The 14,698-nt window shown below is 74.2% G+C and carries 9 protein-coding genes; 2 read left to right on the top strand and 7 right to left on the bottom strand.

The window, feature by feature from the left end; all coding sequences use genetic code 11:
• Positions 1–106: 106 nt before the first annotated feature.
• Positions 107–808, bottom strand: a complete 702-nt coding sequence (locus tag ACVMYR_RS22400) for a maleylpyruvate isomerase family mycothiol-dependent enzyme (RefSeq protein WP_431896854.1) — start codon at positions 806–808, stop codon at positions 107–109.
• The gene (locus ACVMYR_RS22395) at positions 805–1,896 is read right to left on the bottom strand and encodes an SDR family NAD(P)-dependent oxidoreductase (RefSeq protein WP_431896856.1); all 1,092 of its coding nucleotides are present in this window, start codon (positions 1,894–1,896) and stop codon (positions 805–807) included. Before ACVMYR_RS22395 ends, ACVMYR_RS22400 begins: the two co-directional genes overlap by 4 nt.
• Positions 1,897–2,128: 232 nt before the next feature.
• Between ACVMYR_RS22395 and ACVMYR_RS22390 the strand changes: the two genes are divergently transcribed.
• Together ACVMYR_RS22390 and ACVMYR_RS22385 are read left to right on the top strand one after the other, a co-directional pair.
• Complete coding sequence (locus tag ACVMYR_RS22390) at positions 2,129–3,115, top strand: DUF1702 family protein (RefSeq protein ID WP_077940246.1); 987 nt, start codon at positions 2,129–2,131, stop codon at positions 3,113–3,115.
• Positions 3,112–4,479, top strand: coding sequence for a cytochrome P450 (locus ACVMYR_RS22385; RefSeq protein ID WP_077940248.1), 1,368 nt, complete (start codon positions 3,112–3,114; stop codon positions 4,477–4,479). Before ACVMYR_RS22390 ends, ACVMYR_RS22385 begins: the two co-directional genes overlap by 4 nt.
• A 368-nt stretch (positions 4,480–4,847) precedes the next feature.
• Here the strand turns inward: ACVMYR_RS22385 and ACVMYR_RS22380 are convergent, their stop codons facing one another.
• From ACVMYR_RS22380 to ACVMYR_RS22360, 5 genes are read right to left on the bottom strand one after another with little or no spacing between them, the layout of a single operon-like run.
• Positions 4,848–5,360 carry a flavin reductase family protein gene (locus ACVMYR_RS22380; protein ID WP_077940251.1) on the bottom strand — a complete coding sequence of 171 codons (513 nt, stop codon included), beginning with the start codon at positions 5,358–5,360 and terminating at the stop codon, positions 4,848–4,850.
• Positions 5,361–5,399: 39 nt separating this feature from the next.
• A complete protein-coding gene (locus ACVMYR_RS22375; RefSeq protein ID WP_043969052.1) occupies positions 5,400–5,876 on the bottom strand; it encodes an acyl-CoA thioesterase in 477 nt (158 codons plus the stop codon).
• A 4-nt stretch (positions 5,877–5,880) separates the two neighbouring features.
• Positions 5,881–11,703 carry a type I polyketide synthase gene (locus ACVMYR_RS22370; protein WP_457122640.1) on the bottom strand — a complete coding sequence of 1,941 codons (5,823 nt, stop codon included), beginning with the start codon at positions 11,701–11,703 and terminating at the stop codon, positions 5,881–5,883.
• Positions 11,700–12,683: an enediyne biosynthesis protein gene (locus ACVMYR_RS22365; protein ID WP_396792697.1), complete on the bottom strand. Its 984-nt coding sequence runs from the start codon at positions 12,681–12,683 to the stop codon at positions 11,700–11,702. The genes ACVMYR_RS22370 and ACVMYR_RS22365 overlap by 4 nt, the downstream gene beginning before the upstream one ends.
• The gene (locus ACVMYR_RS22360; protein WP_228986236.1) at positions 12,680–14,596 is read right to left on the bottom strand and encodes a CRTAC1 family protein; all 1,917 of its coding nucleotides are present in this window, start codon (positions 14,594–14,596) and stop codon (positions 12,680–12,682) included. Before ACVMYR_RS22360 ends, ACVMYR_RS22365 begins: the two co-directional genes overlap by 4 nt.
• Between the last annotated feature and the right edge of the window lie 102 nt (positions 14,597–14,698).

The following is a 14,698-nucleotide window of genomic DNA, read 5'->3' as shown; positions in this document are numbered from 1 at the left end:
GCGCCGAACGGGACCCGGCGATGCGCCCAGATCGATCCCGATTGCAAGAAGGCGGCGGGCCGGTGCCCCGGGGCACCGGCCGGCAGCCGACAGCGGTACGGCAGGCTCAGCCCCCGGCGCCGGCGACGGGCGACTCCGGCACCCGGAACGGCCCCCAGGTGAACGCCGGCAGCCAGCGCCCCGGATCGGCGCTCCACCGCAGCGACCGGATCTGCGCCGCGCTGCGCCGACCGGCCAGCGCCAGATAGACCTCGTGCCAGGGGCCGGCCACGGTCGCCGTCGGCTCGCCCGTCCCCGCCACCGCGTCGCCGTGCTCGGTCCGCACCGCCAGCGGCGGCAGGCCGTGGCCGTCGAGCGAGGCGGACAACCCCTTCAGCAGGACGCCGGAGGCCACCGGCAGCGCCGGGTGCGCGACCGGTGGCGCGACGCCCAGCGCCTGACGCAGGTCCAGCTCGTGGGTGAACGCGTCCATCACCAGGATGTGCCCGTCCATCGAGCCCGGGCCGGCGAGGAACCCCTCCACCGGCCCGCTCAGCCGCTCCCACTCGGCGAGCAGCTCCGGCACCCCGCCGTCGGGCGCCGGGCCGGGGACGTCGCCGGTGACCCGGCCGTGCACCCGGGCGCAGACCTCCACGAGGTGCGCGACGAGCTCCCCTACGGTCCATTCCGGACAGTGCGCCACCGGCAGCGCGTCGGCTCCGGGCGGCGCCTCGGCCAGCAGCTGCGCCGTGGCCACCCGGACCTGACGGTAGGCCGCCACGGCGGTGGTCCCGGACGGCCGGGACGGGTGCGGTTCGACGATGGTCATGATCGTGCCTCCCTGCGCGGCGGCGCCGCGGCTTCGACGGGACCCGCCGCGGACGCGGCGGGAACGACAGGTGCGCCGGCCCTGCCGGCCTGGCCGGCGGTGAGCCGCCCCGTGCGGTGCAGCCAACGCACGGTGTCGACGAGCGTCTCGCCGATCGGCCGGGGCACCGGCCCCGCCGACCGGGCCACGTCCTGTGGGCGGGCGTCGGTGGCGCAGACGTAGCAGGCCCCGTACTCGGCGGGGATGTGCCACGGCCAGACCCGCTGCACCAGGTCGGTGGCGTAGGCGAAGGGCAGCATCGCCCGGGCCGGCAGGAACAACGTGGGCAGCCGGCGGCCGGTCGCCTCGCGGACGGCCCGCACGTAGTCGCGGGTGCTCAGGTAGCGGCCCGGGCCGAGGTGCCGCCCGCCGTCCTCGCCCGGCGCGGTGGCCAGCTCCGCGAGCAGCGCGGCGGTGTCCCGGACGTCGCCGAGCGGGAAGCCGCCGGTGGGCCACATCGGCATCAGGCCGCGCAGCACGTTGCGCAGCCGGGCGTTCTGGTCGCCGAGCTTCGCATCGTGCGGCCCGAGCAGGGCGGGCGGATAGGCGATCACCACCGGGTCGCCGTGCGCCTGGTGGCCCCGGGCGACCCGCTCCGCGGCGGCCTTGCTCGCCAGGTACGTCTCCCGGGCCGTGGTCGGCGGCGACTGCGGGCCCACCGTCCCGGCCGGGGACGGCTCCAGCGCGCCGAACGTCGACACGTGCACCGAGCGCCCCACCCCGAGCCGGCGGGCCGCCGCCAGCACCACCTCGGTGCCCCGGGCGTTGGTCCGCCGGGTCGCCTCGTGCGACCGGCTGTCGAACGAGTAGACCGACGCGGCGTGCACCAGCGCGTCCACGCCACGAACCGCCCGGGCGACCGCCGTCTCGTCGACGACGTCGCCGTCGACGACCTGCACCGCGTCGTCCGGCACGGACAGTGGGGACAGGGCCGGGGCGACCCGGCGCGGGTCGCGGGCCAGCACCCGCACCCGGTGCCCGGCCGCGACGAGCGCCGCCACCGTGTGCGCGCCGACGAAGCCCGTACCGCCCGTCACGAGCACCAACATCGCGAGCTCCTCTCCGCCCGCGACCGGCGCGTGCCGCGCGGCGCGACGCCGCCGCCGAGGTGGCGGGCGGCTCGATCGTGTCCCGCGTGGCGTCGGCGCACTACTCCCAGCGTGCCGTTGTCCCGGCCGCTTCGCCGCAGGTCAGAGGGCAATCGGGAAGTGGCTGCGGGCGTCGGGCGGCCGGGAGGATAGGGCAGTTGAATCGTCGAATCTGGATGAATGGGAGCAGCAGGTGGCCGGCACCATCAGGGCGCTCAGGCGCCGCGTCCTCACCCCCGACGTCAAGGAGACCCTCGTCTCCACCCGGGGGTTCCACGTCAAGAACCCGGAGTCACGCACCATCCTGGAGACGGTCGGCTCGTCGTTCCTGACCGGGCTCTCCTCGGCCGCCGGCGCCCGCCGGGTGACCGACGTCGACACCGACCTCGCCCCGCTGCCGACCCGCTTCCAGGGGTTCGCCTACGAGGGCGCGGCCATGGGCTTCGCGCTGGTCGACGCGCTCACCCCGGGCGCGCCCCGGCGCAGCGCCGAGTTCCTCGCCGGCACCGGCGACCGGCACGTCTACATGGCGTACGTCGGGATCGGCTGGGCCCTGGCGCGGCTGCCGAAGTTCCTGTGGCGGCGGGCCCTGGCGGCGGCCACCGATCCGCTGCTGCGCTGGCTCGTGCACGACGGCTACGGCTTCCACCAGGCGTACTTCCACACCGCCGAGTACGTGCACGGCCAGCGCGCGGTGACCGACTTCCCGTGGCCGCCCGAGGGCCCCACCGCGTACGCCGCCCGCGCCATCGACCAGGGCATCGGCCGGGCCACCTGGTTCGTCGCCGGCTGCGACCCGACCGTCGCCGCCGACCTGATCGACCGGTTCCCGGCGGCGCGGCACGAGGACCTCTACAGCGGGGCCGGGCTCGCCGCGACGTACGCGGGCGGGTGCACCGCCGACGAGCTGCGGCTGTTCCTGGCCCGCTCCGGCGAGCACGCCCCGTTCGTCGCCCAGGCCAGCGCGTTCGCCGCGCAGGCCCGGATCCGGGCGGGGCTGCTGGTGCCGCACACGGAGCTGGCCACGCAGGTGTTCTGCCGGGCGTCGGCCGCCGACGCGGGTCGGGTCACCGACGAGCTGATCCCCGCCGGCCCGGACGCCTCCGGCCTGCCCGCGTACGAGGTGTGGCGGCGGGCCGTGGCCGCGCGGTTCCGGGCCGACGCCCGGGTGCAGCCGTGACCGCGGTCGCCGACCCCGCCCGGGTGCGCCCGCCGGGCCCCTCGCCGTGGACCGCACCGGTGCTGCTCGGGCGGATGGCCCGCAACCGCCTCGACGTCATGCGGACGGTCGCCGCCCGGCACGGCGACGCGGTGCGGCTGCCGCTGGGGCCGAAGACGCTCTGGTTCTTCAACCACCCCGACCACGCCAAGCACGTGCTGGCCGAGAACCCGGGCAACTACCACAAGGGCATCGGGCTGGTGCACGCCCGCCGCACCCTCGGCGACGGCCTGCTCACCAGCGAGGGCGAGCTGTGGACCAAGCAGCGCAAGGTGATCCAGCCGGTGTTCCAGGCCCGCCGCATCGCCCGCCAGGCCGACGCGGTCGCCGAGGAGTCGGTGCGGATGGCCGCCCGGCTGCAACGCGCCGTCGGCGCCGGCCCGGTGGACATCCGCCACGAGATGACCGAGCTGACCCTCGGCGTGCTGGGCCGTACGCTGCTCGACGCCGACCTCGGCGAGTTCGGCGGCATCGGCGCGGCGTTCGAGGCGGTGCAGGACCAGGCGATCTTCGAGATGATGTCGCTGGGCGCCGTGCCGCCGTGGGTGCCGCTGCCCCGGCAGCGGCGCTTCCGCCGGGCGCGCGCCGAGCTGCAGGAGATCGTCGACCGGCTGGTGGCGCACCGGCGGGCCCAGCCCGGCGGGATCGCCGGCCGCGACGACGTGGTGTCCCGGCTGATCGAGTCGACCAGCCGGGAGACCGACCCCCGGGTGGCCCGGCAGCGGATGCGCGACGAGCTGGTCACCCTGCTGCTGGCCGGGCACGAGACCACCGCCAGCACCCTGACCTGGACGTTCTACCTGCTCGACCGGCACCACGAGGTGTGGGAGCGGATGCACGCCGAGGCCGTCGAGGTGCTCGGCGACCGCAACCCGACGTACGAGGACCTGCACCGGCTGCGGTACACCGCGATGGTGGTCGACGAGGTGATGCGGCTGTACCCGCCGGTGTGGCTGCTGCCCCGCATCGCCCAGGGCGACGACGTCGTGGGCGGCTGGCACGTGCCCGCCGGCGCGGACGTGGTGCTCTGCCCGTACACCCTGCACCGGCACCCGGAGTTCTGGCCCGACCCGGACCGCTTCGACCCGGACCGCTTCGACCCCGACCGGCGCGCAGACCGGCCGCGGTACGCCTACATCCCGTTCGGCGCCGGCCCACGCTTCTGCGTCGGCAACAACCTCGGGCTGATGGAGGCGGTGTTCGTCCTCGCCTGCGTGACCCGGCAGCTGCGGCTGTCGCTGCAGCCCGGCTACCCGGTGGTGCCGGAGCCGATGCTGACCCTGCGGGTCCGCGGCGGCCTGCCGATGCACGTCCACGAGGCCTGACCCGCCTGCCCGGCGAACCTGGCGCAACCGGTGCTCCCCGGCCGGTTGCGCCTCGCCGTGTGCCCAGGACCCCGGCGGACTCCAGCCCCCGCCGGACCCCGGGACCCCGCCAAACCCCAGCCCCCGCCGGACTCCAGCACTCGTAGGGGCTCTACCGCGCCCCCGTCAGGCCCTGCCGCCCTCTGTGGAGCTGCCCCGGCAGCGAGCCCGGCGACGGCAGTCGGCGACGGCCAACGGCCAACGGCCAACGGCCAACGACGATGGCGGCAGCGGCGGACGGCGACACGGCGACGGCCGGGCGACCACGCGGGGTGCGTGGCCGCCCGGCCGTCGGGTGGTCGGCCCTGGCTGGCGCCGGGCCGACCCGGTCAACCCTTGCCGACCTCGCAGAACCGGCCGCCGTGGAACAGCAGCGCGTCGCTGCTGTCACCCCGGCCGGTGCCGAGCACGGAGCCGAGGAAGATGGAGTGGTCGCCGCCGTCGTACACGGCCGCCAGCTTGCACTCCACCCAGGCCACGTTCCCGGACACGATCGGCGCCCCGGTGTGCGGCCCCGCCTCGCACGGCACCGTCTCGAACTCCCGCTCGTCGCGGGGCCGGCGGGAGCTGGCGAAGTAGCGCGCCAGCCCCTCCTGGCCGGCGGCCAGGATGGACACCGCGAAGGAGCCCTGCGCCAGGACGGTGTCGTGCATGACCGAGCTGCGCTTCACGCACACCAGCACCATCGCCGGGTCCAGCGACACCGAGGTGAACGCGTTCGCGGTCATGCCGTGCGGCAGGTCCCGGCCCGACGTCACCACCGTCACGCCGGTGGCGAACATCCCCATCACCGCCCGCAGCTCGGCGTGGTTGGCCGCCGTCGCCGGCGGGGGCACCGTCACCGCGCCGGAGGCCGGCCGCTGGTCCGCTCTGGTCACCGCTCAGCCCTCCCCGACGCCTTCGAGGACCTTGCGCTGGCCGCCCGCGGCGGGGGCCACCGCGTACCGCGACAGCGCCGCCCGCAGCGTGTCCGGCACCCGGGTCGGCCGGGTGTCGGTGTTCGGGCCGCGCATGCACGCGATCCGCTGCCGCCCCCGGGCCACCAGCTCCTCGAATCCGTCGCGCAGCCGCACGTAGTCGAAGGCGAAGCCGATCTGGGTCTGCGTGAGGTCCTCCAGCCGCATCCGGATCGACAGCTCGTCGAACGCGGTGATCTCGGTGAAGAACTCGCACTCGCACTTGAGGGTGAACAGCTTCAGGTCGTCGCGGATGTCCGCCAGGACCTCCGGCGCCTGGTCCCGCAGGAACATCTCCCGGCACCGGCCCTGCCAGCGCATGTAGTTGACGTAGTAGACGTTCCCGACGAGGTTGGTCTCCTCGAAACCGACCAGGTGCCGGTACTCGTAGTAGGACTCCATGACTTCACCTGCTTCCTTCCGCCAGCATCGTGAACACCACCGGGTCGGCGACGTCGTTGAGCGCGGTGACGAAGGTGGCGACGCGCGCCGCCCCCGACCGCAGGGCCACCCAGCCGGCCGTGCCGTTCGGCTCGGCCACCAGGTCGACCCGGGCGTGGCCGTTCTTGCGCAGGCACTCCACCGCGCCCCAGACCCGGGTGGCGGCGACCGACAGGTCCTCGCCCTGCTCCCGGGCCAGCAGCGTGGCCAGGGCCAGCCCGTCCTGGCCGATCAGGCCGGCCCACTCGTCGGCGGAGCGGGCCGAGGCCAGCTCCACGTCGCAGCCCACCGCCGCGGAGGCGCCGGCGACGGCGACGGTGACCCCGGCGCCGTGCGAGGCGGAGATCCGGATGTCGGCGTCGACCTCCGGCTTGCCGTCCGGCCGGTAGCGCACCGTCGTCTCCGTGCCCAGCGCCCAGCTCACCGCGCGGGCGGTCTGCCGGCGGCGGGCCTGCGTGCCGGTGGCGTCGGCGTCGTCGGGCCGCACCACGACGCGCAGCTCGTCGGGCAGGAACGCGCCGACCCGCCGCTCCAGGTACGGGCCGACCAGCGCCGGCAGCCACGGCCCCGTGCCGTCCTGCTTGCGCACGGCGTGCAGGCGCAGCCCCTGCCACCGCTCGACGAGGTTGCCGTCGGCGTCGCAGACGTCCACGTCGTAGTGGTAGGTGTCGCCCTGGCGCAGCCGCTCCACCGCGTGGATGGTGACCGTGTCCAGGGTCGCGGCGACCTTCGGGTCGGCCAGGTGCAGCCGCTCGATCGCGCCCGGCAGCAGGGTCGCGTCCGGCACGCAGCACTGCAACGCGTGCATCACCGTGTCCCGGGTGCCCGGGTCGCCGAGGACCAGGTCGCCGGGGCGGTACCGGGCGAACCACGCGTCGACCGGCCGGTTGGACACCCGCGCCGTGCAGCTCGTCGCCGCCAGGTCCAGGTAGCCCAGCAGGCGCTGGAACCGCCGCCCCTGGAACAGCACCGGGCCGTACAGGTCGCGGGCCGGGTCGATCGGCAGCAGCCCCGCCGCGGCGGTGCCCGCCCGGGCCTCGACCCGCAGCGGCCGGTCCCAGCGCAGCCGGGCCCGGAAGTGGTCGGCGGCGAAGTTGGTGTCGCTGCTGCGCACCACCGCCTCGACCGTGCCGTCGGCGGCGGCGAGCACCGCGATCCGGATCGTGTTGCTGCCGGTGGGCGGCACCACGATCGGCCGCAGCAGCTCGACGTCCTCCAGCACCGGTGCCTCGGTGCGCCCGGTGAGCGCCGAGGCCGCCTGCGCCATGGCCTCCATGCCCAGCACGGCGGGGAAGAGCAGGTCCCCGTCGAGCAGGTGGTCGGCCAGGTAGAGGTCGTCGTCGGCGGTGAGGTCCGCGTCCACGACCAGCTCCACGCCCGGGTAGTGCACCTGCGGCCGGTCGACGAAGCGCAGCAGCGGCAGCTCGCGCCGCTCCAGCGTGACCGTCGCCAGGCCGTCGGCGCGGCCCATCACCACCAGCGCCTGCGGCGCGGCCGGGCTGGCCAGCACCTCCTTCAGCGTGGCGATGCCGGCCTCCACGGGGATCGGCGCGATGCCGTCGCGGGTGAGGGCCTCCAGCACCCCGAGCCGCTCGCCCATGCCGGCCCCGGACCACACCGACCACTCCAGCGCCAGGCACCGGATGTGCGGGTAGTCCTCGCCGACCTTGCGGGTCAGGTCGGTCATCCAGTCGTTGGCCGTGGCGTAGTGCCCCTCGCCGCGCAGCCCGGCCCGGCCGATGATGCTGCCGAAGGTGACCAGCAGCCGCAGCGTGTGCGGGTCGGTCGCGGCGAGCACGGCCTCCAGCCCGTCGATCTTCGGGGCGAGGGTCCGCCGGAACGTCGCCTCGTCGAGGTTGGCCACCGCCGTCGGCTCGTTGCGGCCGGCGCCGTGCAGCACGCCGGTGACCGGGCCGAGGACCCGCTCGATGTCGTTGACGGCCGCCTTCACCTCGTCCAGCGCGGTGATGTCCGCGCGGGCGTAGTGGAAGCGCACCCCGGCGGCGGTGAGCCGGTCGAGGTTGGCCGCCAGCTCCGCGTCGGTCGCCGGGTCGGAGCGGCCGATCAGGCCGACCGCCGCGAGGGTGTCCCGGCCCAGCGCGAGGGCGCACTCGGCGGTGATGCCCTTGCCGCCGCCGGTGACCAGCAGCACGTCCTCCACGCCCAGCCCCGGCCCGCCGTTGGGCGGCAGGGCCGCCGGCCGCAGCACCGGCACGTGCCGGTTGCCGTCGCGGTCGTAGTGGACCTCGCTGAACCCGGCGGTGGCCGCCACGTCGGCGACCACCCGGGCCACCATGGCCGCCAGCGCCTCCTCGGCCGGTTCGTCGACCAGCGGCAGGACGACCACCGTGGTGACGATCTCCGGGTGTTCCTGGTGCAGCGTCTTGGCCAGGCCGGCGGCGGTGCGCCGGTCACCGACCGCCACGAACCGCACGGCGCCGCCCTGCGCCAGCGCGGACCGGGCCGCGCGCAGCATCACCGGGATGTGCTCGGGCTGGCCGTCGCGCGGCAGGCACAGCAGCACCCCGTCGCCCACCCGGGCCTGTTGCAGCGCCGTGCGCAGCGGCTCGGCGAGCGGGTTGTGCCCGGCGGTGAACACCTGCCACCCCCCGTCGACCGGGGCGCCGACGCGCGGACCCACCTCCGTGGGCACCAGGTCGACGGCGAACGCCCGCACCCACGGGGCCACCCCGGCGATCGACGCCTCCTGCTCGTCGCCGCCGGCCGCACCGCCGGCGGCGTCGTCGAGGATCTGCGCGATCTCCGCCACGGTGGCGGTGGCGTAGCTGGAGGTCAGCGTCGGCGCGGCCACGTTGAGCTCCCGGGCGGCCTGGTTGACGATCTGCCCGACGGTGATCGAGCTGAGGTGCAGCTCGTCCAGCGGCCGGCTGTCCGGCCGCACCGCCTCCAGCGGCAGCTCGGCCCGCTCGGCGGCGAGCCGGCGCAGCAGCTCCAGGCTGTCGAGGGTGGCGCCGGGCCCGGACACCGCCACCGACGTGCCGTTCGGCGTGGCCGCGACGGCGGCCAGCTCCTGCGCGGTACGGGCCACCGCGAAGTCCCCGGCGGGGGCCGACTCGGCGGGGCTGGCGAAGAACCGCAGCGGCCGGCCCGGCTCCAGCGGCCGGGCGAACCGGTCCTGGAACAACGCCTCGTGGTTCACCGCCGCGCCCGCCGCGTACGCCGCGCCGACGGCGTTGAGCAGGCCCGCGAGGGAGAGGCTGTCGGTCTCCAGCGAGACCGTCGGCACCTGCGGGGCGATGTCGGCGGCCAGCCCGCGCAGCACCCGACCCGGGCCGACCTCCAGCAGCAGGTCGGCGTCGTCGGCGAGGCGGCGCACCGCCTGGGTGAACCGCACCGGGTCCAGCACCTGCCGGCGCAGCAGCTCCGGCACGTCGGTGTCGGCCGGCAGCACGTCCCCGGTGACCGTGGAGACCATCGGCCGCGCCAGCGGCGCGAAGGTCCCGCCGCGCAGGTGCTCGGCGAACGCGACCGCCGCCGGGGCGACGGCCTCGGAGTGGAAGGCGTGCGACACCGCGATCCGAGTCCAGAACAGCCCGGCCCGCTCGGCCGCCGCGCCGACCTGCAGCACCGCGTCGACCGGGCCCGAGACCACGGTCTGCTGCGGGCTGTTGTAGCCGGCGATGACCACTGGCGTGCCGGCCAGCAGCGGCTCCACCACCTCGGGGGCGGCGGAGATGCTGGCCATCGTGCCGTCCCCGGCGCTGGCGTCGGCCATGATCCGTCCGCGCGCGCCGGCGGTCGCGATGAGCGTCTGCTCGTCCATCGCGCCGGCCCAGTGCAGGGCGGTCAGCTCGCCGAGGCTGTGCCCGGTCGCGCCGGTGGCCCGGATGCCGAGCATCGACAGCGCCCGCAGGCCCGCGACCGATCCGGTCACGATCCGCGGCTGCGCCACGGCCGTGGCCACCAGGTCCGCGCCGGGCGGCGGCTGGTGGGCCTGGTAGAGGGCGTCGATCTCCTCGAACCGGCGGCGCAGCGCGCCGCCGTCGGCACGCCGTCCCGCGCCCTGACCGGGGAAGAGGAACCCGATCCGCGGGGCGGGGCCCGCCGCGCCGAGGAAGACGCCGCCGGCCGCGTCGATCACCCGCTGCTCGCCCGCGTCGACCAGCTCGACCAGCCGCTCCAGGCGCTGCCGCGCCTGCTCGGGCGAGGCGACGACCACCGCCGCCCGCACCGGTCGCCCGGCCAGCTTCCCGGCCAGGGCCACCGCCAGGTCGCCCAGCTCCGCGTACGACAGGCGGCCCACCCACGGCGCCAGGTCCGACAGCCGCGAGCCCAGCTCCTCCGGGGTACGCGCGTCGAACATCAGCAGCTCGGTGTCCTGCCGGGAGCGCACCAGCGCGGTCGTCGACGCCCCGATGCGGGTGCGCCGGCCGCTCTCCGCGCTCTCGACCACCACGTGCGCGTTGATGCCGCCGAAGCCCATCGACGACACGGCCGCGCGGATCGGCTTGTCGGCCGGCCACAGCTCCGCCGTGGCGGGCACCCGCAGGGCGGGCTCCGCCACGTCGAGCACCGGGTGCGTGTCCACGTGCCCGGTGGCCGGGGGGATGACCTGCTGGCGTACGGCGAGGATCGCCTTGAGCAGCCCGGCGACCCCGGCGGCGGCCTTGGTGTGGCCGAAGTTGCCCTTCACGGTGCTGATCGCGGCGGGCGCCGCCGCCGCGTCGGCCTCCTGCCGGGCCTCGGTGAACGCGGTCAGCTCGGTGGCGTCGCCGACGGCGGTGCCGGTGCCGTGACCCTCCAGGTAGGACACCGAGTCGATGCCGAAGCCGGCCCGCTCGTACGCCCGGCGGATGGCCAGCCGGTGGCCGCTGGCCTCCGGCCGGGTGATGCCGCCCTTGCCGTCGGAGGAGTAACCCCAGCCGGCGATGACGGCGTGCCGGCGCAGGCCGCGCGCGACGGCGTCCTCGTCGCGCATCAGCACCAGCATGCCGCAGCCCTCGCCGGGCCAGAACCCGTTGGAGTTGCGGTCGTAGACCCGCATCTCGCCGGTGGCCAGCGCGCCGGTCTTGGCGAAGCCGATCACCTCGAACGGGTCGATGCTCAGGTCCACGCCGCCGGCGACTGCGGCGTCGAGGTCGCCCCGGGCCAGGGCGTTGCAGGCGGTGGCGACCGACAGCAGCGACGACGAGCAGGCCCCGTCGACGGTGTAGCCGCCGCCCTTGAAGTCGAAGTGGTTGCAGACCCGCCCGGCGATGGTGTTGGCCAGCCCGCCGGCCAGGGTGTCCTCGTCGATCGGCGGGAACGGCGCCTTGTAGCGCGGCTCCAGCTCGTCGAGGAACGCGCCGACCGCGGCGTCGTCCCAGCCCTGCTCGCGCAGCGCCGCCCCGACCGTGCGCCGCACGTACGGCCAGCGCAGCCGCAGCAGGTTGGCCCGGCTGAACTCGCCGGTGAGGGTGTTGCCGATGACCACGCCGGTGGTGGCCAGCGGCAGCCCCTCGCCGTCGGCGAAGCCGGCGTCGGCCAGGGCCCGGGCGACGGTGTCCAGGGCCAGCCAGTGCGTCATGTCGGTGGACCGGAAGGTGCTCCCGGCGATCTTGTACTTGACCCGGTCGAACTCGAAGCCCTCGATCACGGCGGCCTTGGCCGAGTAGAACCGGTCGGGCGCGGCGGGGTCGGGGGAGTAGTAGTCCTCGGCGTTCATCCGCTCGTCGGGCAGCCGGCGGAACGCCCGGCGGCCGGTGAGCACGTTCTCCCACAGCTGGTTGGGGTCCTCCGCGTCGGGATACCGGCAGGCGATCCCGACGACGGCTATCCGGTCGCTCACGCGATGCTCCTGGGGGTGTCGAGGGTCAGCTTGGCGGCGGCCCGGGACTTCTTGCGCATGTCCGCGATCCACCAGCCGATGCCGCGGATGCCGCAGACGACGACCACCGCGAAGAAGAGCGTGTAGACGACGTTGAACAGCATCAGCACGCCGTAGGCCATGGCCACGCCGGAGCCGAACATGAACTGGTTCATCGGCTTGACCGGGGTGGTGCCCGGGTCGGTGATCATGTAGTTGGTGAAGAGCACGAACGCCACGCCGGTCATCACGGCCAGCGCCGAGAACAGGGCCACGTCCCAGATCCAGGCCCGCAGGAACGCCTGGATGGCGAAGCCGCCGAGCCAGCCCACGATCAGCGGGACCTTGCGGGTCAGCAGCGCGTTGATCACGGTGCCGGCGGTCACGATGATGATCGGGATCATGATCCGGAAGTACGTGTTGGCGTTCTCCGTGAACTGGTACGGCGGGGCGATGGAGATCCAGGAGCCGAAGCACACCAGCGCCATCGTGATGCCGAAGTTCGACGGGTTCATGTAGTGCCGCATCCGGCCGTAGACCGGGGCCTGGAAGACGTACTTGCCGGTCACGCCGACGATCACGGCGAACGCGATCGGCAGGAACATGTCGTTGGCGTACAGGAGCATGTTGCAGGCCAGCGCGGTGATGTGCGAGGGCAGCAGGAACTCGTACACCCGGCGGCCGCCGCCGCCGAGGAACCGGGGGGCCTCCTTCTTGGCCCGGGCCCGGATCAGCTCGAAGGTCAGCTCGGTGGCATAGCCGGTGAGCACCGCGAAGATGGGCCACAGCCACGGCTGCTCGAAGCCGAGCAGCGTGTAGCCGAAGATGTTGAAGACGCTGATCGAGATGGCGAAGTTGCGCAGCGCCAGGTAGCGGCGGTCGGGCTCGGGCTTGGCCGGCGCGGGGCGGACGGGCGCCGCGGGGGCGGTGTCGATGCTGGGGGGCGGGGCGATCGTGGTCATCGGTTCGGAACCTCCTCGACGCGGTCGGTCAGCACGAGGGTGTGCGTGCCGGCGGTGAGCTGCTGGCTGGTGCTGTGCTGCTGGCCGTTCAGATCGCGCCAACGCATGTCGACGGTGACCGGGCCGCTGCTGGCCCCCAGCCCGAAGTGGACCTCGAAGCTGCGCTTGCCGCCGTGGCCGCTGCCGCCGTCGAGCTGGGAGATCTGCTTGCGCCCGTCCGGCGTGGTGACCGTGACGGTGGCGCCGTACGCCGGGGTGCAGAGCATCTGGTCCTCCGCGGCGCCGACCGCGGGCCGGTACAGCCGCAGGTTGAGGTAGTTGCCCTTGGCGGGCGCCTCGTTGGCGTAGAACGCCGGCGGGCCCCACTGGCGGGCCACGGCGAGGTCCAGCGCCCCGATGCCGCGGGTGTCGGCGGTGGCGATGCCCCGGGTGGGGATCGGCACGTCCAGGCCGACCTGCTGGGTGATGTTGGCGAACTCGCCGCTTTCGGTGCGGGCGAAGAACGCCAGCGGCTGGCTGCCGGCGATGTCGTCACCGGGCTGCATGTTCGGCCACATCGCCGGGTTGGACATCAGGTCGTCGTTCATCATGGCCATCTCCTGCAGCCACGGCCAGCGGTCGATCTTGCCCTTGACGAAGCCGAGGGTCTGCACGACCTCCAGGTCGCCGCTGTTGAGGAAGTCGCCGAACTTCACGTCCCAGCCCCAGCCGCTCCAGGCCAGGCCGAGCGGTCGGGCCTCCTGGGTGAACGGGGCGACGCCCTTGTCGAGCTTGGCGAGCATGTCGCGCTCGTCGCGGGCCTTGTTGATCCAGACGAAGTTGCTCTCCTCCAGGCCCCAGGCCGTGGTGATGTTGGAGACCATCATGTCGAAGCTGCCGTTACGGTCCAGGTCACCGAAGTCGATGCCCATGCCCTTGAACGAGCCGTTGCCGAGCACGAACGACTTGGGCGTGGTGGGGGTCCGCTCGCCGACGGCGACCTTGAACTCGATGCGGCCGGGCCGGGAGACGTTGTGCAGCAGGTGGTCGTGGCCGAAGTCGTTGGCGACGTAGACGTCGGGCAGGCCCCGGCCGGTGAGGTCGGCGGCGTTGAGGCCCAGCGTCCAGCCGGTCGACGCGACGAACGGGATCGCGGCGCGCTCCGGCACGAACGTCACCGACGGGTTGTCGCCCGAGGTCGCCGACACCCAGCGCAGGACGTGGCTGCCGCCGCCGTTGGTGGCGCTGGACAGCGTCTCGTTCATCTCGACGTTGTCCTGGCCCCGCGTGTTGAGCACGTCGGACTCGGGGAAGTAGTTGCCGATCACCACGTCCGGCTTGCCGTCGCCGTCGAGGTCGCTGACCAGCGAGGCGTTGGTGTGCCACTTCGGGCCGTGGTAGATCCCGTCGGGCGAGCTCTGCGGCAGCAGCTCCTGGCGCTGGTAGGTGGCGTTGGACACCGTGGTGGCGCTGGCCTTGTGCAGGAACAGGATCGGCACCCGGCCCCAGTAGGTGACCATGAGGTCCATCCGGCCGTCGAGGTTGTAGTCGCCCGGCACGCAGCCCATCGGGGCCATCGTGTCGTCGAAGGGCAGCGGCGCCGGGTCGAGCAGGAACGGCGCGAACTGGTCCTCCTTCGGCGCGGTGGGCGCGTAGGTCACGACGACCTTGTTGGTGCGCACGTCCACGAAGCAGAGGCTGTTGGCGCGGCCGTGGCCGGTCAGGTCGTTGATCGCGATGCTCGCCCCGACCGACGAGATCCAGGCCCGGATCTTGTGGTACGAGCGGTTGACGTCGCGAATCGTTTTCTTCGGTAGCTGGTCGTAGCCGTCCGGGTAGGCGATCGACTGCTCGGTGAAGCGGTACTTTGTGGCGGCTTCGTCGGCGCCGGCGACCGACACGCGGCTGTCGATGATGAAAAAGAGCGAGGCCACGAGTAGAATCGCGACTATTCCGGGACTGAGCGAGCGTGCGCGTTGACCCAGCACGGTACGGTCTCCTTACAACAGAGCCATCGGCTTCTGCCAAAGCCGATG

Source organism: Micromonospora sp. PTRAS2, from assembly GCF_054052245.1.
The sequence above is the reverse complement of the archived record's forward strand: the minus strand, read 5'-3'. Positions and strand labels throughout refer to the sequence as shown.